Source organism: Pseudomonas fluorescens (assembly GCF_902497775.2).
GTDB classification, from domain to species: domain Bacteria; phylum Pseudomonadota; class Gammaproteobacteria; order Pseudomonadales; family Pseudomonadaceae; genus Aquipseudomonas; species Aquipseudomonas putida_F.
Genome location: NZ_OZ024668.1, coordinates 884,151 through 904,379 on the forward strand (window position 1 = coordinate 884,151; position 20,229 = coordinate 904,379).

The window sequence follows — 20,229 nt, forward strand, 5'->3', positions numbered from 1 at the left end:
GGGTCGCTTTTTTTGTTTCTGGAATTCGTCCAGAATCCACCAGTACGCTGGGACGCTACTGTTTTTCTCCGTGCCAGCCCCACTTCTGAGCAAGAGATCGCACATGCAGGATGCAAGCACTTCCCCGGCGCCAATGCTGGGTATCGACCTGGGCACCACCAACAGCCTGGTGGCGGTCTGGCAGGATGGCCGGGCACAACTGATCCCCAACGCCCTTGGCGACGTGCTCACTCCCTCGGTGGTCAGTCTCGACGAAGACGGCAGCATCCTGGTCGGCAAGGCCGCCCGTTCCCGCCTGACCACCCACCCGCAACGCAGCGCCGCGGCCTTCAAGCGCTTCATGGGCAGCGAGAAAAAGATCAACCTCGGTGAGCAGATCTTCACCCCTGAAGAGCTGTCGGCGCTGGTGCTCGGTGCACTCAAGGCCGATGCCGAAGCCTTCCTCGGCTGCCCGGTCAGCGAAGCGGTGATTTCCGTGCCGGCCTATTTCAGCGACGAGCAGCGCAAGCGCACCAGCTTTGCCGCCGAGCTTGCCGGCCTGAAAGTCCAGCGCCTGATCAACGAACCGACCGCTGCGGCCATGGCTTACGGCCTGCACGAGCAGAAGTTCGAACGCACGCTGATCTTCGACCTTGGTGGCGGTACCTTCGACGTGACCGTGCTCGAATACGCGTTGCCGCTGATCGAAGTGCATGCTTCGACCGGCGACAACTTCCTTGGCGGCGAAGATTTTACCGGTGCGTTGCTGCAGACCTGCCTGCAGGACTGGCAACTCAAGCCGGCGATGCTCGCGCCCCAGGCCTTGGCCAGCCTTGCCGATGCCATCGAGCAGCTCAAGTGCAAGCTGGGCGAGGGCGAACAGCACCTGAGCTGGAACGGTGACGGCGTCAGCCGCCAGTGGTCGCTGGATGAAGCCCGCGCGCAGAAGATCTGGGCACCGTTGCTGGCGCGGATTCGTGCACCGATCGAGCAGGCCCTGCGCGATGCCCGCCTGCGCGCCAGCGACCTCGACAGCCTGGTGCTGGTGGGCGGCGCCACGCGCATGCCGGTGATCCAGCAGATGGTCTCGACCCTGTTCGGCCGCCTGCCTTACCGCCACCTCGACCCGGACACCATCGTCGCCCTCGGTGCCGCCACCCAGGCGGCGTGCAAGGCGCGCGATTCGGCGATCGAAGAGCTGATCCTCACCGACGTTTGCCCCTACACCCTGGGCATTGCTGCGATGGATGGTGAATACCAGACCGAGATCTTTGCGCCGATCATCGACCGCAATACCGTGATCCCTACGTCACGGATCAAGCCGTTCTACAGCACCCATATTGAACAGAAAGCCATCAGCATCCGCGTCTATCAAGGTGAGCGGCCTTGGGTCGAAGACAACATCTTCGTCGACTCCTTCCAGATCCCGCTGACCCCGAACGGCAAGATCCAGCGCCTGGACGTGCGCTTCAGCTACGACATCAACGGCCTGCTGGAAGTCGATGTGACCTTGCCGCAGACCCGCGAGCAGTTCAGCCACGTGATCGATCGCAGCCCCACCGGGCTGGATGAACAAGCGCGCCAAGCCAGCCATGAGCGCCTTGCCGGGCTTAAGATCCACCCACGCGATGCCTTGCCCAACCGTACCTTGCTGGCACGCCTGGAGCGGGCCTGGGCGCAGAGCCTGGGGGCTGAACGCGATGCGATCGGCGACTGGCTCAACGAGTTCAGCGCGATCCTGGCCGGCCAGGAGTCGACCGAGATCGCCGGCGCTCGCCAGCGCCTCATCGAGGCGCTGGACGACATGCGCTACTGACTGTTGAGGCGCCGCAGGGCGGCTTGCAGGCCACCCTGCAGGGTGTCCTGGGGCTGGTTGACGGGCGGCACGCCATAGCGGTTGGGCAGCGGTTCGCCCGGCAGGAGCAACAGCACCAGCGGCAAGAAATGCAGGAACGGGATCAGCATCACGAAGATGATCATCATCGGGATGCCCCGGCCAATGTCGTGCAGGCGGCGCAGGGTGGCGCTGCCAAGCACGCCGACGAACAACAGGCCGAAGAAGATCTGCTCGACTGCGCTGCCGGCCATCAGGGTCAGGATCGGCCCGAGAATGACGCTGGCAGCGACCTGCACGCCGTAGCCCTTGCGGCCCAGGCGGCTGCCCAGTTTCCACAGGTGCGAGGCCGGTACTGGCTGGCTGCCGGAGTTTTCCAGCAGCAGGCGTTCGGACCACGACAGCAAGGCGGTCAGGGCGGCGCGAATGCCTGCGTCCATGCCCGGGTAATCCTTGCCGCGCTGCAATTCCTTGAGCACCTTGGCTCGCGGGACCCCGGCGCTGCCGTAGCGCGCCAGGTCCTTGAGGCTGTCGAGCATGCTGTAGAACAGCGTGCTGTTGATCAGCTCGTCTTCTTCCAGCACCTTGCGCGGCGGGCGCACCGGCTCGCCCTTGATCAGGCCGTTGCGAAACGGTTCGAACCAGTCATCCGGGCAGGTCAGGGTGGAGATGCGCCGCAGCAGGCTGCCATGCTGTTCGGCGTTCAGCGTCGGGTCGTGATACAGGATGGCGCACAGCACCATCATGCCCAGCACGTCATCATCAAAGGCGCGCGGGTCGTTCTCAAGGCAGGCGTAGAGTTTCAGGTTGCTGGGCAGTTTGGCGCTGTCCAGGGCTTGCTGCACCGTCGACAGGCGTTGGCCGATAAAGCACTGCAGCGGGTCGCTGTCATCCAGCCAGCCGAGCAGGCCATCGACGTTGCCTTGCTGGCTGCGCAGGCGCAACAGCAACTGCTGCAGCCCGGCGAACGGATGCTCGGCCGGGTACGGCAGGCTGGCCAGCAACGTTCCCGGCACCATCGCCAGCCAGCGCTCGGGCTCACCGATCAGGGCGAGCATGAACAGGTTCTGCCGGTGCCAGGCCCACAGGCCGTCGTCGACAGGCGGGCGTGGCAGCTCGATACCGGCTTCGGCGAGGTCCGAAAGCAGTTGCACGCCGAAGGGCGTCGGCATCAGGTTGGCCGGCTTGATCAGTGCAGTCAGCTTCGGCAGGGTCGCGGCCGGGTAGCTGCGCATCCGCCGCAGCCAGTCGCGGGCCACTGACTGGCCGGCGCCTTCTTGCAGCACCTCGGGCAGTTGCGGCTGCGCCGCAGGGCTGTTGATGAAGGCGGTCAGGGCCAGGGCCAGCGGCGACTGTTCAAGCCAGCGCAACTGCTGCTCGGCCTGGTACTTGAAGCCTTCGATAATCAGCAGATCCAGCGGGTCGTCGCCCAGCGGCTCGGCGATGATTTGCCGCAGCAGGCCGCTGTCACCGCGGTGCAGGGCCCAGGCGTGGCGGTACAGGCGCTGCAGCTGGCGGTCCGGCTGATCGTCGAGCAGCCAGGCCAGCAGTGGCAGTTCGTCTTTGCCGTCCAGGCGCCATTTGATGAACTCACCAGCGATACCCGGGTGCTCGTCACGTGCGGCATCGAACCAGCGCGTCAGGGTTTCCGGGCGCTGTGAAGGGCTGCCCCAGATCTGCGCCGGATCGTTCAGGTCTTCTGGCCATTGGTAGACCGGCTGCAGGCGATCGAGGGCCTGGATCAACAGCGGCAGGCGCTGCGGCTGATGCTGGGCGCACAGGTTGAGCAGCCAGCGTGCGGCTTCCGGATGCTGGTGCTCGCGCCACAGGCGGGTCCAGCACTGGCGGGCGAGTTCTTCCTGGCCGGTGTCGCTGGCCTGGCAGGCGAGCAGGTACAGCAGGTCGATATCGTCCGGCGCCTGGCGTTGCTGCTCGGCGATCATGGCAAAGAAGCTGGTGCTGCCGATGCTGGCCTGGCACAGCTTGACCAGCAGGCGCTGGATAAAGGCCTGGTCATCCGGGAACGGCTGGCAGGTGTGCAGGGTGACGAAGCTCTCGAACTCGAACAGCGGCCGGGTGTGGTAGAGGAAATCCAGGTTCCTGGCGAACCACAGGGTTTCGATTTGCGCTTCAATCGACCAGTGCTTCATCAAGCTGGTGTCAAACGGGTCCGGCTCGCTGATGCGTTCAAGAAATTCATCCGCCTGGCGCGGATCTTCCAGGCGCAGCACTTCGTTTTCCCAGCCCAGGTGCCTGGCCATCAGTTGCACGCAGGCGTGCGACAACGGGCCGGTTTCCATCAGCTTGTACAGCAGGTGCCAGCTGACCTGTTCCTGGTCACCCAGGGTCAGGCTGCTCAAGCTATCGATGAACGCCTGCCAGGCCGGAGGATCGAAGCGTCGGGTCGGGTCGCCGAGCAGTTGGGCGAAGTCGCGCATGGTCTGTTCGATCAGCTCATTGCGTACAGGTGCCGGCGCGTCGTGCTCAGCGGATTCATCCGGCTCGTCGCGGGCCAGGCGCAGGGCATGCTCGTAGGCCTCGCGCAACGCCTGGAAGCCCTGCGGGTCGGTTTCCGGGTGGTGCTGCGGCAACAGCGCGCGGTACGCGCCGCGGATGACATCGGGGTCGGTGGTCGGCTCGATGCCCAGGCGAATCCAGCAACTCATGACCAGCCTCCTTGCAGGGTGTCAGGGCGTTCCGGTGGGCTCAGCGGCAGGTCCCAGGGAATGCTGGCGAAAAAGCCCAGGGCGTCGTGGCTCAGGTTCATCATGATGCAGCGGTTCCAGTGTTCGCTGCCTTGGCGATCCAGGGACAGCGCCAACTCTTCGTCGCTGGCGCTGGAGCAGTTCCACAGCGCCTTGCCAAACAGGTAACCGGCCAGGTAGCGGTCCCAGCCGTTGTAGTAGTGCCGTGCCCGCAGGGCCAGGCGGCTGTGCAGCCAGAGGCTTTCATCAATGCTGAGGTAGCCCTTGCGCAACCCGGCACGCAGCAGGTAGCCCATGCGCCCCAGGTCCCAGGCGCGCACGCCGCCCTGGCCGCAGTCGCCGAGGGTACGCCGGGCGAACTCGTACTGGATGCGCTTGCGCGGCGTCAGCGCTTCAAGTACCTGTGGCCACTCGCTGGGCAGGCAGCGCGCGGCTTGCCAGTAGGCGTCCTTGAGCTCCAAAGCGTGGCCGGTGTCGGCCATGCTGAGCATGTTCAGCAACTCCTGGCGATTGTTGATGCCCCACCACTTTTTAAGGTCGGTCTCGTCTTCGTCGTAGCTTTCGAAGTAGGTCGCGGCGGTGTAGCTGGCGCCGTTGAGGGCGGCCATGGGGGCGGAAAGGGCGTACAGCCAGTGCTGCTCGATTTCTTCCATGAAAAAGCTCCGGGGCCGGTAGGGGAATGTGCAGGTGCCGGCCGTAATGGCGCGGATTGTAGAGAGCCGCGCAGTGCGCGGCAAACCGGATTCGCCGAGTTAAGTGCTGGCCAGCATGGCGCGCTCTTCTTCGCGCAGGGTCAGCACCTCAAAACCTTCGGCGGTAACGGCGATGGTGTGCTCCCATTGCGCCGACAAGCTGCGGTCGCGGGTGATCACCGTCCAGCCGTCCTTGAGAGTGCGCACCCCGCGCCCGCCCTGGTTGATCATCGGCTCGATGGTAAACACCATGCCCGGCTTGAGCTGCAGGCCGCTGCCCTTGTGGCCGTAGTGCAGCACCTCGGGCGCCTCGTGCATCTGCCGGCCAATGCCGTGGCCGCAATACTCGCGCACCACGTTGTAGCCCGCCGCTTCGGCATGGCGCTGGATGGCGTGGCCAATATCGCCCAGGGTCGCGCCCTGACGCACCTGGTGAATGCCTTGCCAGAGCGCGGCATAGGTGGTGTCGACCAACTGCCGGGCGGCGGCATCGATCTGCCCCAGGCAGTACATCTTCGACGAGTCGGCAATGTAGCCGCCTTGCTCGAGGGTGATATCGACGTTGACGATGGAGCCGGCCTTGAGCACTTCATCGGCATGCGGCACGCCGTGGCACACCACGTGATCGACCGAGGTATTGAGCGAATAGGCAAAGCCGTACTGGCCTTTGCTCGCCGGGCGCGCCTTGAGCACATCGACGATAAACGCCTCGGCGCGGTCGTTGATCTGCAGGGTGCTGACCCCGGGGGCGATGAAGCTGTCGAGGTGGGCGAACACCTGGCTCAGCAACTGCCCGGCATTGCGCATCAGGGCCAGTTGTTCGGCGTTTTTCAAAACCACTTGGTTCATGGGGGAAGGTATTTCGTCTCTCGGAATGTGTGCCAATGATAAGGCCACCCCTGCTGACTGTGCCATCCGATGGTGCAAGCGGGCCCATTGCGGTGCAGCCGGGCGCTTCTCCTGAGTGCTTGAAGCCCGCAGCGCAAGGCCTTGCCGATTCTGGCGCGGCCCTTGCTACAGCCTGAACATCCGGCAATCAACGCAGATTGCCCCGTTCACGACAAAGGCGCCGTGTTGCCCTCGCTTGTTCATTCAGGCCGGGGCAGCAGGGCGTTTTTTTGTTTGCGCAATCAGGAGGTAGGCCGATGAGCAGCACCAGCGTGCGCAGCGTGTGCCCGTATTGTGGCGTCGGTTGTGGCATCGTCATGAGCGTCGAAGGCGGGCGGGTGACCAAAGTCAGTGGCGACAAACTGCACCCCAGCAATTTTGGCCGCCTGTGCACCAAGGGCCTGACCGCCCATCAACCGCTGGGCGGGTCAGGGCGCATGGAGCACGCCTACTTGCGCGATCAGCGCCAGCGCGACCCGGTGCAGAGCGGCATCGACAACGCCATCGCCCAGGCGGCGCAACGGCTGCGGGCGATTATTACCGAGCATGGGCCCGATGCTGTGGGGTTTTATGTCTCCGGGCAGATGTCGCTGGAGGCCCAGTACCTGATCAACAAACTGGCCAAGGGTTTTGTCCGCAGCCGGCATATCGAGTCCAACTCGCGCCTGTGCATGGCCAGCGCCAGCAGCGGCTACAAACTGTCGCTGGGCGCCGATGGGCCGCCGGGCAGCTACCAGGATTTCGACCGCGCCGAGGTGTTCCTGGTGATCGGCGCGAACATGGCCGATTGTCACCCGATCCTGTTTTTGCGTCTGCTCGACCGGCTCAAGGCCGGGGCCCGGCTGATCGTCGTCGACCCCAGGCGCAGTGCCACCGCCGACAAGGCCGACCTGTTCCTGCAGATCAAACCGGGCACCGACCTGGCGCTGCTCAATGGCCTGCTGTACCTGTTGCTGGAAAACGGCCAGTGCGACGTCGACTTCATCCAGCGCTACACCGAAGGCTGGGAGGATATGCCGGCCTTTTTGCAGGGCTACACACCCGAGCGGGTCGCGGCTATCACCGGGCTGCATGAAGCCGATATCCGCCAGGCCGCCGGGTGGCTCGGCCAGGCCCCGGAGTGGATGAGCTGCTGGACCATGGGCCTGAACCAGAGCATCCACGGCACCTGGCAGACCAACGCGCTGTGCAACCTGCACCTGGCTACCGGCGCCATCTGCCGGCCGGGCAGCGGGCCGTTCTCGCTGACCGGCCAGCCCAACGCCATGGGCGGGCGCGAAATGGGCTACATGGGCCCGGGCCTGCCTGGGCAGCGTTCGGCGCTGGTCGCGGAGGATAGGGCCTTTGTCGAGCAGCTGTGGCAGATTCCCACCGGCAGCCTGCGCAGCGAAGCCGGTGACGGCACGGTGGCGCTGTTCGAGAACCTCGCAGCCGCGCAGATCAAGGCCTGCTGGATCATCTGCAGCAACCCGGTGGCCAGTGTCGCCAACCGCCAGCAGGTCATCGCGGGGTTGCAGGCGGCTGAGCTGGTGATCACCCAGGATGCCTTTCTCGACACCGAGACCAACCGCTACGCCGATATCCTCCTGCCCGCCGCGTTGTGGGCCGAGGGCGAAGGGGTGATGGTCAACTCCGAGCGCAACCTGAGCTTGATGAACCAGGCGGTCGCGGCGCCGGGCGAGAGCTTGCCCGACTGGCAGATCATCGCCCGTATTGCTTGCGCCATGGGCTATGCCGAGGCGTTCAGCTACGCCAGTGCCGAAGCCGTGTTCGACGAGCTGCGCCAGGCCTGGAACCCGGCCACCGGCTACGATGTGCGCGGCATCAGCTATGCCGGTTTGCGTGAGGCGCCACAGCAGTGGCCATGCGAGCCGGGACGTGAGAATGCCCGCAGCCCGTTGCGTTATCGCAATGACGGAATCAGCCAAACCTTGCGGCGCGATGGCCAAGGCGAGGTCCCTGCGCTTGCCTTCCCCACCAGTAGCGGCAAGGCACGTTTTTTTGCCCGGCCTTGCCTGCCCGCCGCCGAGCTGCCCGACGCCGACTTTGCGCTGGTGCTCAACACCGGCCGGGTTCAGCACCAATGGCACACCCTGACCAAGACCGGCAAAGTGGCGGCGCTGAACAAGCTCGATCCCGGGCCATTCGTGGAGATTCACCCGGACGATGCCGAGCGCCTGGGCATCGCTGAAAAAGACCAGGTGCAGATCCGTTCCCGACGTGGGCAGGCGCTGCTGCCGGCACGGATTACCGACCGAGTGCTGCCGGGCAACTGCTTTGCGCCGTTTCACTGGAACGACGTTTACGGTGACAGCCTGGCGATCAATGCCGTCACCTGCGACGCGGTCGACCCGCTGTCGCTGCAACCGGCTTTCAAGTATTGCGCGGTGGCCCTGAGCCGGGTTGCCGGCGAGCGCATCAACGCTACCCAGATCGACCATCAGCCCGTTTCGGTGCAGGACCAGCACCTGCTGCTCTGGGCCTCGCAAACCGGCAACGGTCAGGCCCTGGCCGAGCAGTGTGCCGAGCGCCTGCGCAAGGTCGGCTTGCCGGTGCAGTTGAGCTGCATGGAAGACATGGCCCTGGAGCAACTGGACAGCCCCGCCAGCCTGCTGCTGATTGCCAGCACCTTCGGCGACGGCGATGCACCGGACACGGGCGCGGCGTTCTGGCGCGGCCTGCATGGCGAGCATTCGCAACGCTGCGCCGGCTTGCCTTATGCGGTACTGGCCCTGGGCGATTCCAGCTATGAACAGTTCTGCGGCTTTGGTCGCAAGCTCGATCAGCGCCTGGCAGAGCTGGGTGCCGAGCGCTTGCTGGAGCGGGTCGATTGCGAGGGTGACTTCACTGAACCGGCCGGGCAATGGCTGCAAGCGTTGCTGGGCAAATTGGGTCACGGCGACGTGTTGCTCGAAGTGCCGGCGCCGGCTGCAATCGGCTTCAGCAAGACCCGGCCGTTGGCAACGACTCTGGTCGGCAACCACCTGCTCAACGGCCCCGGCGCGGTCAAGGAAACCCGCCAACTGGTGTTTGGCCTGGGCGACAGCGGTTTCACTTACCAGGCTGGTGACGCGTTGGGCGTATGGCCACGAAACTGCCCGGCGCTGGTCGACGCGTTGCTCAGTGCCACCCGCTTGGATGGTGGTCGCTGCGTCAGCCTCAAGGGCCAGGCCGACATGCCCTTGGCCGAGGCGCTGCTGGAGCACCTGGAAATCGCCCGTATCACCCCGCAGTTGCTCCAGGCCTGCGCCCTTGGCAATGGGCAATTGCGCGAGTTGCTTGAACCGCATAACAAGGCTGCGCTCAAGGACTGGCTGTGGGGCAAGCAACTGATCGATCTGGTGCATGCGTACCCACCCGAGCTGAGCCTGGATACCTGGCTCAGCCTGCTCAAACCCTTGCAGCCGCGGCTGTATTCGATCAGCTCGAGCCAGAAGCTGCATCCGGATCAGGTTCACCTGACGGTTTCCACCGTCCGCTATGGCCAGCGCAAGGGCGTGTGCTCGACCTATCTGGCCGACCGCAGCGAACCTGGCCGGGTAGAGATCTTCACTCAGCCGACCGCGCATTTTCGCCTGCCCAGCGACAGCACGGCGCCGGTGATCATGGTCGGTCCCGGTACCGGCGTGGCGCCGTTCAGGGCGTTCCTGCAGGAGCGTCAGGCCGAAGGGGCCACAGGTCGCAACTGGCTGCTGTTCGGCGAGCAGCAGGCGGCCACCGACTTCTACTATCGCGATGAGCTGCTGGCCTGGCAGCGCGACGGTCACCTGACCCGCCTGGACACCGCCTTTTCCCGCGACCAGGCGCAGAAGATCTACGTGCAGCAGCGCATGCTCGAACAGGGCGCCGAGCTCTGGCGCTGGTTGGAGGAGGGTGGGCACTTTTACATCTGTGGCGATGCCGCGCGCATGGCCAGGGATGTCGATGCGGCGCTCAAGCAGGTGGTGCATCGGCACGGCGGCCTGAGTGTGGAACGGGCCGAGGCCTATGTCAGCGACCTGAGCCGCGCCAAGCGTTACCTGCGCGATGTGTACTGAATTGCCCCATAAGGGGGAGGGCTGCACCAGCCTGGGTCGATAACGGCGCCAGTGGATCGCGCACAAGCCCCGGTTTCAAAGGTTTGGGCAGTTGGCACGCAACCTGCTTTTACAGATGTACAACGTCCTCGCGGGTCAATGGCGATTCGCAACCGGGACTACAAAAACGACCAGGCAAAGGCGCCTGGAGCTTCGGCTCCAGGCGCCTTTTTTTGTTTTTCGGGGTTGGCCCCCAGCAGAAAAGCCACCGTGAATGGCCTTGAGTGAGGATCGGGTATGAATGGGTTTACCAGCATCGAAGCGCGGCAACAGCTGATCATCGTCGGCAATGGCATGGTCGGTCATCACTGCGTCGAACAACTGATCGAACGTGGCGCCCTGGGCCGTTTCGAGGTGCGGGTGTTCGGCGAAGAACGCCAGCGTGCCTATGATCGCGTGCACCTGTCGGAATACTTCGGCGCCAGCGACGCCGAGACCCTGGCCCTGGGCGAGGCGGACTTGTATGCCGGCCACGGCATTCACCTGCACCTGGGCGAGGCGGTGCTGGAGATCGACCGTGAGCGCTGCGAGGTGGTCACCCGCGCCGGGCGTTACCCTTATGATCAATTGGTACTGGCCACCGGTTCCTATCCGTTCGTGCCGCCGATCGAAGGCTCACACGGGGCGGCGCGCCTGGTCTATCGCACCCTTGATGATCTCGATGCGATCCGCGCCGCTGCCAGCAGTGCCCGCCGTGGCGTGGTGGTCGGCGGTGGCCTGCTGGGCTTGGAAGCGGCCAATGCCTTGAAGTCCCTGGGCCTGGAAGCCCACGTGGTGGAGTTTGCGCCGCGCTTGATGCCAGTGCAGCTGGATGCCGAAGGCGGTGCCGCCTTGCGGGCGCAGATCGAAGCCCTGGGGGTTGGCGTGCACTTGTCGCAGGCGACCCAGGCCATCGTTGCCGGTGACGAATATCGCTATCGGATGAACTTCGATGGCGGCGAGTTTCTCGAAACCGACCTGATCGTGTTCTCCGCCGGTATCCGCCCGCAGGATGCCCTGGGCCGCAGCAGCGGGCTGGACATCGCGTCACGCGGCGGGGTGGTGATCGATAGCGCTTGTCGCAGCAGCGACCCACGGATCTTCGCCATTGGCGAATGCGCGTCATGGAACGGCAGTGTGTTCGGCCTGGTAGCACCGGGCTACAGCATGGCGCGCAATGTTGCGGCGGCGCTGGCTGGTGAAGACGCTGGCAGCTTCACCGGGGCCGACATGTCGACCAAGCTCAAGCTGCTTGGCGTCGATGTCGGCTCCATTGGCGATGCCCACGGCGCCACCCCGGGTGCGCGTAGCTATCGCTTTATCGACGAAGCCGCGTCGGCCTATCGCCGCCTGGTGGTCGATGCCAGCGGCAAGCAGGTGATCGGCGCGGTGCTGGTCGGCGACAACAGCTATTACGACACCCTGCTGCAATACGTGCAGAACGGCATTGCCTTGCCAGCGGATCCTGCCGGGCTGATCCTGCCGCAGTCGGCCGGTGCGCCGGCACTGGGCGCCGACGCCTTGCCCGCCAGTGCAACCATCTGCTCGTGTCACAACGTTAGTAAGGGCGCGATCTGCGCCGCCATCGACAGGGGCTGCGGCGAGCTTGGCCAGCTCAAGCAGCAGACCAAGGCCTGCACCGGTTGCGGCGGTTGTGCGGCGTTGCTCAAGCAGGTGTTCGAGCATGAACTGATCGCCCGCGGCGTCAGCGTCGACAGGAGCCTCTGCGAACACTTCGCCTACACCCGCCAGGAGCTGTATGCGCTGGTGCGGGTCGAAGGCATCCTCAGCTTCGACGAAATGCTCGCCAAGCATGGCCGCGGGCACGTCGGCTGCGATATCTGCAAACCCACGGTCGGCTCGATCCTCGCCTCGTGCTGGAACCAGCCGATCATGGAGCCGTCGTTGGTGCCGCTGCAGGACACCAACGACACCTTCATGGCCAACATGCAGAAGAACGGCACCTACTCGGTGGTGCCGCGGATTCCCGGCGGCGAGATCACCCCCGAGAAGCTGATCGTCATCGGCGAAGTGGCGAAAAAATACGACCTCTACACCAAGATTACCGGCGGCCAGCGCATCGATCTGTTCGGTGCCCAGCTGCACGAACTGCCAGAGATCTGGGCCGAACTGATTGCCGCGGGTTTCGAGACCGGCCACGCCTACGGCAAGTCGACGCGCACGGTGAAATCCTGCGTCGGCAGCACCTGGTGCCGTTATGGCGTACAGGACAGCGTGCAGATGGCCCTGACCCTGGAAGACCGCTACAAGGGTCTGCGCTCGCCGCACAAGCTCAAGTTCGCGGTGTCTGGCTGCACCCGCGAATGCGCCGAGGCGCAAAGCAAGGACATCGGCGTGATCGCCACCGAGAAGGGCTGGAACCTGTACATCTGCGGTAACGGCGGCATGCGCCCACGGCATGCCGAGCTGTTCGCCACCGACCTGGACGACGCCAGCCTGATTCGCACCATCGACCGCGTGCTGATGTTCTACATCCGCACCGCCGACAAACTGCAACGCACCTCGGTGTGGCGCGAAAGCCTGGAGGGCGGGCTGGACTACCTCAAGCAGGTGATCCTCGACGACAGCCTGGGCCTGGGTGCCGAGCTGGAAGCGCAGATGCAACTGGTGGTCGAACGCTACGAATGCGAGTGGGCCAACGCCTTGAAAGACCCCGAGAAACTCAAGCGCTTTCGCACCTTCGTCAACGACCAGCGCCCGGACCCGGGTGTGCATTTTGTACGCGAACGCGGCCAGCGCCGGCCTATCGGCACCGGCGAACTTCACGTGATCCCGACCACCGAGGAGGTGCTTTGATGAGCCAGTCCAACGCAGCGATAACTGTTCAGGCGCAACACTGGCAGACGGTTTGCAGCCGTGCCGACCTGGTGGCCCAGTCCGGGGTGGTGGTGTGGTTCGAGGGTCGCCAGGTGGCGCTGTTCTACCTGCCCGGGCAGGCCACGCCACTGTTTGCCGTGGACAACCATGACCCCAAGTCCGGTGCCAATGTGATCGGCCGCGGGCTGCTGGGCGAGCTCAAGGGCGAGTTGGTGGTGGCGGCGCCTTTGTACAAGCAGCATTTCTGTTTGCGCGATGGGCGTTGCCTGGAGGATCCGCAGCAGGCGTTGCAGGTGTGGCCGGTGCGCATCAGCGGTGAGCAGATAGAGTTGGGTCGCTATTGATGGCCTCATCGCGGGTCAAGCCCGCTCCCACAAAAACGGTGGGAGCGGGCTTGACCCGCGATCGACCGCAAAGCGGTCGCAGTCCGGGCCGAGCCCCGATAAACTCCGGGGATGAACCTCGATACCCGGATCAAATTCCGCCACTTGCTGTGCTTTCTCGAAATTGCCCGCCAGGGCAGTTTCGCCAAGGCCGCCGACGCCATGGCGATCAGTCAGCCGGCCATCTCCAAGACCCTCAAGGAGCTTGAAGAGCTGCTTGAAACGCGGCTGTTCGAGCGCAGCAAGCAGGGCGTCGCGCTGACCCCGGCCGGGGTGCGTTTCATGCGCTACGCCGGGCCCAGCGTGCAGGCCCTGCGCGAAGGCGTCAGCACCCTGCGCGGTGAAGAACACGCGCCGCCCCAGGTACGGGTCGGCGTGCTGTCGACCGTCGAAAGCCTGCTGATGCCCGAAGTGCTCTGCCGTCTGCACCAGCGCCATGAGGCCCTGGTGGTCAGCGTCGCCACCGGCCCCAGCGCGCATCTGCTCGGGCAGTTGCATGTGGGCGAGCTGGACCTGGTAATCGGACGCATGACCGACAGCCCGCAGATCCAGGGGCTGATGTTCGAGCACCTGTACAGCGAGTCGATGTCGCTGGTGGTGCGCCCCGGTCATCCCTTGCTCGGCCGCCAACCGATCGAGCGCAGCCAGGTCGGTCGCTACCCGCTGGTGTTGCCGCTGGCTGGCACGACCATCCGCAAGCACGCCGACAGCCTGTTCGTGCAGTGCGCCATCGAGCAACCCGCGCAGCGCCTGGAAACCCTGTCGCCGGCCCTGAGCCGGCGCTATGTGCAGGGTAGCGATGCGGTCTGGGTCGCACCGCGCGATGCGGTGCGCGTCGACCTCAGCCGTGGTGAACTGTGCGAGCTGGACCTGGGCGTCAGCGAGCCGGGCGGCTCGGTCGGCATCTGCAGCAACGCCGCCTTGCCCCTGCCATTACCGGCACGGTGGCTATGCGAAGTTTTACGCGAAGTCGCGGCGCAGTACCGCGACGGCCATTACCCTTGAGCGCCCGCTGAGAGCAGGGCATTGATCTCTTGCAGGCCGGCATCGCCGAGGCTGCCGCTGGCGGCCAATAGCTTGAGCTGGGCCAGGACGATCGCATAACGCTGCTCAGCCAGTTGCTGCTCGGTCTGGGTCACCTGCTGTTCGGCGTCCAGCACATCGGAACTGATTCGCGCGCCGGCCTCGAAGGCGTGGGTGGTCGAGGTCAGGTTGGTCTGGCTGGAGCGCAGCGCCTGCTGCAGCGCCGCGTACTGGCTGATGCCACTGGTCAGGGTCAGGTAGGCCTGGCGCGCCATCAGTCCGGCCTCGCGACGTGCGTCCTCGACTTCATCCAAGGCCACCCCATGCAGGGCGCGGGCTTCGCGGGTGCGGCTGGAGGTGCCGCCACCGGCATACAATGGCAGGCTGACCTGCACACCGACCACCGTCTGGGTGTACTTTTCTTCCGGCAGGGTGACGTCGTACAGGCTGCCGCCCACCGAGGCGAAGCGCCCGTGAGCGGCCACCAGGTCGACCGTGGGCAGGTGCCCGGCCTGTTGCTTGTCGATTTCCTTTTCTGCCACCAGGCGCTTGATCTGCGCCGCCTGGACCTTGAGATTGTGCTGTTGCGCCTGCTCGGCCCAGGTGCCGATCTGCGCCGGCTGCGGCCCCTGAAAGCGCACCTGCGGGTCGAGCCGGGCCAGCGACGCGGGCACGCTCCCGGTCAACTGCGCCAGGGTTTCCTGGTGCAATTGCACAGCATTGTGCGCAGCCATCTGCCGGGCATACGCCAGGTCGTAGCGGGCCTGGATGCGTTGCACCTCGCTTTCGGTACCGGATCCAGCCTGGTAGAAGCGTTCAGCCTTGCCGCGCTGCTCTTGCAGGGTACGCACCTGCTGGCGGCTGGTGGTGAGCAGGTCTTCAGCCAGCAACAAGTCAAAGTAAGCGTCGGCAACCCGCAGCATCAGGTCCTGGCGAGCGGCCTGCAGGTTGATTTCCCCGGCCAGCACCAGCGCCTTGCTCTGGTCATGGCCGATCACGTTCTGCCAGCGCAGCAGCGGCTGTATCAGCACCAGTGCGTAGGCATTGGAGTTGTCGCGATTGCGTGTCGCCGCACCGCTGTCGTCGCGGTCGACCCAGGCAGCGCCCCCTTCAAGCGACAGGTTGGGCAGCAGCAATGCACGGCCCTGGGGTTCTTTTTCGTTGCTGGCACGTTGCTGTTCGATGGCCGCGGCGTATTTCATGTCATGGGCCAGGGCTTTTTGATAGAGCTGGTAGAGGTCATCAGCCCGGGCCTGTTGGCTGCTGCCGAGCAGTGCCAGGGCCATCAGGCCTGCGCGGATTCGCGAGAGTTGTTCGAGCACGGCGAGGCTTCCTGTTCGGATTGAGCGATTCGTTTGGGGTTGCGCATCAGCAGGACCATCGGCACACCGATCAGCATTACTGCGCCGAGCAGGCCGAAGAGCATGCTGAAGCCGAGCATCTGCGCCTGTTCACGGGCATTGACCAGGGCCAGCAGGGCTTGCGCCTGGGCTGGATCGCTGGTGCCCAGCGAGAGCACGCGCGGGTCGTAGCGGGCAACATCCCAGCCGCTGGCGATGATGCTCGACTCGGTGACGTGCTCGGACAATTGCCGGTAGCGCGCCCAGGAAAAGCGCGTCAGCAAGGTCGCGGCGATGGCGATACCGACGCTGCCACCGAGCTGGCGCATAAGGTTGAGCACCCCCGAGCCGACCGAAATCAGCTGTGCAGGTAGTTGGCGCATGGCCAGGTTGGTGAGTGGAACGAAAATCATGCCCAGGCCAAGCCCGCGGATGATCAGGGGCCAGTACAGGGTGTCGGGGTTGCTCTGCAGGGTGAACTGGGTGTGCAGGTACATCGCATAGCCGTAGATCAGGATGCCGATGCTGACGAACACCCGTTCATCGATCTTGTTTTCCTGGGACAGCTTGCCGATCACCAGGGTGCTCACGGCGCTGGCCAGGGCCCCGGGGAAGATCACCATGCCGCTCTGGTAGGCGCTCTGCTCCAATAGCGTCTGCAGCAGCAACGGCACCATGAACAGCGTGCTGTACAGGCCGAAGCCGACACAAAAGGCACAGATCGAGCCCATGAGGAACTCGCGGTTGCGAAACAGGTTCATATTGACGATCGGCGTGGAGACGCGCTGCTCCCACCAGAAAAACGTCAGCAGGCCGAAGCCGCCCAGCAGCAGGCAGGCGAGGGTCAGGTCCGATTCCAGCCAGTCCCAGTGTTCGCCACGCTCAAGCATGATCTGCAGGCTGCCAACGCCCAAGGCGAGCAGGGCGAAGCCGATGTAGTCGATGCTTTGCGGGCGTTTCTCGTTGATCGAATCATGCACGCAGAGCCACGACAGCAGGATCGCCACAGCGCCGATCGGCAGGTTGATCAGAAAGATCCAGTGCCAGGAGAATTCATCGATCAGGTAACCGCCCACCGACGGCCCCAGGGTCGGTCCCATCATTACCCCGACCCCGTACAGGGCCAGGCCAGTGCTGACCTTTTCTTTGGGGAACACGTCGTAGATGATCGCCTGGGAGATACCCAGCAAGCCACCGCCGGCCAGGCCCTGGATAATCCGCAAGGCCACCAGTTGCCAGAGCTCGGTGGACATCGCGCAGCCCAGCGAGGCCAGTACGAACACGATCGAGGACACCAGGTAGTAGTTGCGCCGGCCGAACCAGGCCGACAGCCAGCCACTGGCTGGGAGGATTACCACGTTGGCGACGATGTAACCGGTCGAGACCCAGGAGATTTCATCCACCGAGGCGCCATAGCTGCCCATCAGGCTGGGAATGGCAACGTTGACGATGGTGACGTCGAGCAGTTCCATCATCGAGATCAGGGTGACCGTGAAGGCCACCAGATAGGGCGATTTCATAGGGTCTGCTCGGTGTCCCGGATGTTCACCTCAACGAACACGCTCATGCCCTGGCTTAGCGCATTGCGGTACCGCTCGGGCACCTGGTCGAGTTCGATGCGCGCCTGGATGCGCTGCACCACCTTGGTGAAGTTGCCGGTGGCGTTTTCCTGGGGCAGCAGCGAGAAGCGCGCGCCAGTGGCCGGCACCAGGCTTTGCACGACACCTTCGAAGCGTTCACCGGGGAAGGCATCGACGCTGATCCGGGCCTTTTGTCCGACCCGCACGCGGCCAATGTGGGTTTCCTTGAAGTTGGCGATTACCCACAGATGCTCAGTACTGACCAGGCTCAGGAGCTTTTGCCCGGCGACCACGAATTGCCCGGGCTCGACTTCCTTTTTTGCGATGATGCCGGCCTGGGGCGAGGTCTGGCGGGTGTCCTGCAGTTGGATCCGGGCCAGTTCAAGTTCCGCTTCGGCAGCACCGATGCGGTATTCCTCGACTTTCAGTGCTGCCTTGTTGGCCAGGGTGCCTTCGACGGCGGCGCGGGAGTTGCTGCGGGCTGCCTGCAGCTCATGGTTCAGGGCATTGAAGCGCGCTTGCGCGGCTTCCAGGTCCTGGGTACTGACCACGCCCTGGCTGGCCAGGCGCCGGGTGCGCTGGTAATCGCTGCGGGCTTGTTCGAGGTTGGCACCGAGCTGGGCGATGCCAGCTTCGGCGGCCAGGCTGCGGGCCGCGGCGCTGCGCACCTGGCTATCCATCAGGCCGGGCATGCCACCCTGGCCGGCGGCGACCATCAGGCCGAGGTAGTTGGCCTGAGCCTGCTCGACCCGCCGGCGGTACTCGTCCTCGCGTACCTGGTAGAGCAGTTCGCCCTGTTCGACCCGGGCGTTTTCGCGGATCGGAACCTCGACCACGGTTCCGGAGAGTTTGGCACGGATCGGGATGATGACCCCCTCGACCTCGGCATTGTCAGTACTGACGTATTCCCGGGCGTATTGCCAGCGCTGCCAGCCAAGAAACAGCAGGCCACCGATCACCAGTGCACACACCGCCAACTTGCCGTATTTGCTTTTCACCATGTCATACGCTCTTCGTCTGGATTTTTATCGCGCAGGAAGGGTTGTGCACCGGGCCGTAGCCCGGCACGCAGGCGCTGCCCTCAGCCCAGTTCGGCCTGGTACTGGTGTTGTAAATCGGGTGCCGGCAGGCGCTGGGCCAACAGGTGCTGCACGCCGTCCCACAGGCCGATGCGGGCATTGATGGCGCTGCGCGCGCTGTTGACCAACTGGGTTTGCTGGGCCGGTTCGGTGATGATGGCGGCGATGATGCGTTTGGCCGCGGGGCCGTGGTCGTCGCCGTCCATCTCGATGTGGCGTTTGAGGTAGTAGGTCAGCATCGGCACGCTGTCCTCGCTTACCGACCAGTTCTCCAGCAGGCGCCCGAACATGTCCGGGATGATGTCTTCGCGGCCGAAGAAGAAGTACGCCAGGGCTTGCTCGGTGGTACCGTACAGGGCGACGTCGAGGGTCTGGCTGACGAAGATCTTGGCCGGCAGCGGAATGTCCGGGGCCGCCAGGGCCTGGCCCAGTGGGGCACCGTCGCCGAGCTGGGCGAGGAAGTTGCGAAACGGCGCGGTGTTGGCACCGATTTCTTCCATTGCGTTGACATACAGCTCCATGTGGCTGATGAAACCGCCACCGGGACGCTCATCGGTTTCCTCACCGATGACGATTTCGTTGATCAGGCGGGCTGCGGTGATGTGTTTGGGCGCCAGCCACGGCAGCTCGACGCAGGTCAGGTCACGCTGGATGCGTTTAAGCAGGGTCATGAAGTCCCATACCGCAAAGACGTGGACCTCCATCAGCAAGCGCACGTCATCCAGGGTGGTGATATTGGCGAACAGCGGGTGCTCCAGCAGGGTGCGGCGTTCGTCCTGGATATATTGATCGATCTCGAAAGACATACTCGGCTCCATGAGTGTCATTGTTGGAAGTGTCAGCGGGAGGGTCCGCTGCCCTCGAGCGAAGCGGGTGCCAGCTCGGGTGTTGCCTGCAGCTCCCCGCTGTAGGGGAACTGGCTGGAGCAGTACCTGAACGAGCCGATGAAGCTGGGCTCGAGCAAGGTCTGCCGGTCCTGGTACCAGCCACTGGCGAGCAAGCGCCGATGGACCTGGGGGAGCCGCCAGCACGGCACCCGAGGGTACAGATGGTGTTCCAGGTGATAGTTCGACCCCGCGTGTAACAGGCTGCACAGCAGCGAAGTGCGCGAACGGGCGATCGGCGTTTCGACGTCGCTGGCGAAGGCATGCTCCTGGTAGGCATTGACGCCGGAAATCAGCAGGGCCAGCAGCAGGCACACCACGAGCGCCGGCAGCAACACTGGCCAGTGGCTGGCCAGTCCAGCCCAGAGGACGATCCAGCCGGCCTGGCACAGCAGGTTGACTCGTGCCAGCAGGCGGATCTGCTGCGCCGGCAATGGCAACCGGCCCTCGACCCTGGCTCCGGGCAGCGCCAGTTGCACGGTCTGCAGCAAGTAACGAGCGGTGGCCTGCAAGCGCGAGACAATCATCCGCATCAACGGATGCCGATAGCGGCGAAACAGTCGCCAGTCCGGGTCTTGCGGGCCGTTGCTGTGGCGGTGGTGCTGCCAGTGGTCGACGAAGTAGCCGGTGACACAGAATCCTGTGAGTATCGAGCTGCACAGCACGCCTAGCAGGCAACTGAGCAGGCGCTTTTCGCTGAAGTTGAAGTGAAACCCCTCGTGGCCGAGGATGCCCTGCAGGAACATCCCGTACGCCGCCGGTATCAGCAGTGGCAGGGCGCCCAGGGCCCACGCTGTGCCATGTTCGGCAAGGCCCACATAGGCCAGCAGGGGCACGGCGAACAGCAGCAGGGCATAGCCGATGACCAGAGCTGACTCCAGCGCGGACGTCACGAACAGGCGCCGTTCGAGCTTGAGTTCAGGCTTGTGAAATGTGGGCCGGTGCATGC

General features: G+C 64.6%; 13 protein-coding genes. 5 read left to right on the plus strand and 8 right to left on the minus strand.

What is annotated here, in order from left to right:
• The first annotated feature begins 103 nt into the window (after positions 1–103).
• Complete coding sequence (locus F8N82_RS04225) at positions 104–1,795, plus strand: molecular chaperone HscC (RefSeq protein WP_038993959.1); 1,692 nt, start codon at positions 104–106, stop codon at positions 1,793–1,795.
• On the opposite strand, the gene F8N82_RS04230 is transcribed toward F8N82_RS04225, so the two are convergent.
• The 3 genes from F8N82_RS04230 to map form a co-directional block, all read right to left on the minus strand.
• Positions 1,789–4,479 (minus strand): DUF805 domain-containing protein, encoded by a 2,691-nt coding sequence (locus tag F8N82_RS04230; RefSeq protein WP_038993960.1) that lies wholly within the window; start codon positions 4,477–4,479, stop codon positions 1,789–1,791. The genes F8N82_RS04225 and F8N82_RS04230 overlap by 7 nt on opposite strands.
• Entirely contained in the window at positions 4,476–5,171 is a 696-nt protein-coding gene (locus F8N82_RS04235) for a DUF1266 domain-containing protein (protein ID WP_038993961.1), read from the minus strand. Before F8N82_RS04235 ends, F8N82_RS04230 begins: the two co-directional genes overlap by 4 nt.
• Positions 5,172–5,270: 99 nt before the next feature.
• Positions 5,271–6,059: a type I methionyl aminopeptidase gene (gene map / locus F8N82_RS04240; RefSeq protein WP_038993962.1), complete on the minus strand. Its 789-nt coding sequence runs from the start codon at positions 6,057–6,059 to the stop codon at positions 5,271–5,273.
• Positions 6,060–6,355: 296 nt separating this feature from the next.
• Between map and F8N82_RS04245 the strand changes: the two genes are divergently transcribed.
• From F8N82_RS04245 to pcaQ, 4 genes are all read left to right on the plus strand, one after another.
• A complete protein-coding gene (locus F8N82_RS04245) occupies positions 6,356–10,135 on the plus strand; it encodes a bifunctional nitrate reductase/sulfite reductase flavoprotein subunit alpha (protein WP_038993963.1) in 3,780 nt (1,259 codons plus the stop codon).
• Between the two features lie 276 nt (positions 10,136–10,411).
• Positions 10,412–12,970: a nitrite reductase large subunit NirB gene (nirB, locus tag F8N82_RS04250; protein WP_038993964.1), complete on the plus strand. Its 2,559-nt coding sequence runs from the start codon at positions 10,412–10,414 to the stop codon at positions 12,968–12,970.
• On the plus strand, positions 12,970–13,335 hold the full coding sequence (gene nirD / locus F8N82_RS04255) for a nitrite reductase small subunit NirD (RefSeq protein ID WP_038993965.1): 366 nt from the start codon (positions 12,970–12,972) through the stop codon (positions 13,333–13,335). The genes nirB and nirD overlap by 1 nt, the downstream gene beginning before the upstream one ends.
• A gap of 111 nt (positions 13,336–13,446) precedes the next feature.
• Complete coding sequence (gene pcaQ, locus F8N82_RS04260) at positions 13,447–14,379, plus strand: pca operon transcription factor PcaQ (RefSeq protein ID WP_038993967.1); 933 nt, start codon at positions 13,447–13,449, stop codon at positions 14,377–14,379.
• Here pcaQ and F8N82_RS04265 read toward each other — a convergent pair.
• The 5 genes from F8N82_RS04265 to F8N82_RS04285 all read right to left on the minus strand — a co-directional run bounded on the left by F8N82_RS04265 (position 14,370) and on the right by F8N82_RS04285 (position 20,227).
• Positions 14,370–15,719, minus strand: a complete 1,350-nt coding sequence (locus F8N82_RS04265) for a TolC family outer membrane protein (protein ID WP_080764690.1) — start codon at positions 15,717–15,719, stop codon at positions 14,370–14,372. The two genes, pcaQ and F8N82_RS04265, sit on opposite strands and share 10 nt — an antisense overlap.
• Positions 15,683–17,257, minus strand: a complete 1,575-nt coding sequence (locus F8N82_RS04270; protein WP_038993968.1) for a DHA2 family efflux MFS transporter permease subunit — start codon at positions 17,255–17,257, stop codon at positions 15,683–15,685. Before F8N82_RS04270 ends, F8N82_RS04265 begins: the two co-directional genes overlap by 37 nt.
• Entirely contained in the window at positions 17,254–18,318 is a 1,065-nt protein-coding gene (locus F8N82_RS04275) for an HlyD family secretion protein (RefSeq protein ID WP_038993969.1), read from the minus strand. The genes F8N82_RS04270 and F8N82_RS04275 overlap by 4 nt, the downstream gene beginning before the upstream one ends.
• 80 nt (positions 18,319–18,398) lie before the next feature.
• Positions 18,399–19,202: a DUF3050 domain-containing protein gene (locus F8N82_RS04280; RefSeq protein ID WP_038993970.1), complete on the minus strand. Its 804-nt coding sequence runs from the start codon at positions 19,200–19,202 to the stop codon at positions 18,399–18,401.
• A gap of 32 nt (positions 19,203–19,234) precedes the next feature.
• Positions 19,235–20,227, minus strand: a complete 993-nt coding sequence (locus F8N82_RS04285) for a fatty acid desaturase family protein (RefSeq protein WP_038993971.1) — start codon at positions 20,225–20,227, stop codon at positions 19,235–19,237.
• Between the last annotated feature and the right edge of the window lie 2 nt (positions 20,228–20,229).

Excerpts from the sequence above, each read along its gene's own strand:
- F8N82_RS04280 (WP_038993970.1), bottom strand. The coding sequence starts at position 19,202 with ATGTCTTTCGAGATCGATCAATATATCCAGGACGAACGCCGCACCCTG.
- F8N82_RS04245 (WP_038993963.1), top strand. The coding sequence starts at position 6,356 with ATGAGCAGCACCAGCGTGCGCAGCGTGTGCCCGTATTGTGGCGTCGGT.
- pcaQ (WP_038993967.1), top strand. The coding sequence starts at position 13,447 with ATGAACCTCGATACCCGGATCAAATTCCGCCACTTGCTGTGCTTTCTC.
- map (WP_038993962.1), bottom strand. The coding sequence starts at position 6,059 with ATGAACCAAGTGGTTTTGAAAAACGCCGAACAACTGGCCCTGATGCGC.
- F8N82_RS04285 (WP_038993971.1), bottom strand. The coding sequence starts at position 20,227 with ATGCACCGGCCCACATTTCACAAGCCTGAACTCAAGCTCGAACGGCGC.
- F8N82_RS04275 (WP_038993969.1), bottom strand. The coding sequence starts at position 18,318 with ATGGTGAAAAGCAAATACGGCAAGTTGGCGGTGTGTGCACTGGTGATC.
- F8N82_RS04230 (WP_038993960.1), bottom strand. The coding sequence starts at position 4,479 with ATGAGTTGCTGGATTCGCCTGGGCATCGAGCCGACCACCGACCCCGAT.
- nirB (WP_038993964.1), top strand. The coding sequence starts at position 10,412 with ATGAATGGGTTTACCAGCATCGAAGCGCGGCAACAGCTGATCATCGTC.
- nirD (WP_038993965.1), top strand. The coding sequence starts at position 12,970 with ATGAGCCAGTCCAACGCAGCGATAACTGTTCAGGCGCAACACTGGCAG.
- F8N82_RS04235 (WP_038993961.1), bottom strand. The coding sequence starts at position 5,171 with ATGGAAGAAATCGAGCAGCACTGGCTGTACGCCCTTTCCGCCCCCATG.
- F8N82_RS04225 (WP_038993959.1), top strand. The coding sequence starts at position 104 with ATGCAGGATGCAAGCACTTCCCCGGCGCCAATGCTGGGTATCGACCTG.
- F8N82_RS04270 (WP_038993968.1), bottom strand. The coding sequence starts at position 17,257 with ATGAAATCGCCCTATCTGGTGGCCTTCACGGTCACCCTGATCTCGATG.